This is a genomic window from Labrys miyagiensis, assembly GCF_030160835.1.
In the GTDB taxonomy this organism is placed as follows: Bacteria; Pseudomonadota; Alphaproteobacteria; order Rhizobiales; family Labraceae; genus Labrys; species Labrys miyagiensis.
Genome location: NZ_BSPC01000072.1, coordinates 1 through 661, shown reverse-complemented (window position 1 = coordinate 661; position 661 = coordinate 1). Strand labels below are relative to the sequence as shown.

At 59.8% G+C, this 661-nt stretch carries 1 protein-coding gene; it reads left to right on the top strand.

Annotated features, from left to right (window positions below; translation table 11 throughout):
* Positions 1–2 precede the first annotated feature (2 nt).
* The coding region (locus tag QQL24_RS31920; RefSeq protein WP_348536515.1) for a transposase at positions 3–661 on the top strand (659 nt) is incomplete at its 3' end.

Here is a 661-nt window from a genome sequence, read left to right as displayed (position 1 = left end):
CGATCGTTTGTGACCTGAAGCGCAGGCGACCGATCACTCTGCTGCCGGACCGAGCTCCGGATACCTCTCAAGCTTGGCTTGCTGAGCATCCGTCGATATCGACGGTGGCCCGCGACCGCGGCGGTGGCTATGGCGAAGCAATTGCTAAGGCTCTGCCTGACGCCGATCAGGTGGCCGATCGCTGGCACCTTATGGAGAACTCAAGCCGAGCTTTTCTGGATGCCTTTGGCAAGTCTATGCGCCAGATCCGGCAGGCGGTCGGTAGCAATGTCGTCGATCCAAAGCTTTTGACCTATGCGGAACGGTTACAGTACGAAGGATATCTGCGTCGACAGGAGACGAATGAGGCCATCGGGGAACGGTCAAAGAAGGGAACCTCCATTCGCCAAATTGTCCGGCAAACCGGTCATAGCCGGAAGCTTGTCCGCGATGTTTTGAGAGGCCAGCGCTTCGACGTGTTCCGGACGCGCCCGAGTTCCCTGGATAGCTGGCTGCCTTGGCTCAACAGCCGCTGGGAAGAAGGAGCTCGGAACGCCTTGGCCCTCTGGCGAGAGATGCGGACAAAGGGTTTTGTTGGACAAAGCGGCGTCGTCTCGCAATGGGCGCAGCGCCGACGTCTGGCACAGAAGGCCAACCAAAGCGGGCTTGCGCGAACACCGTC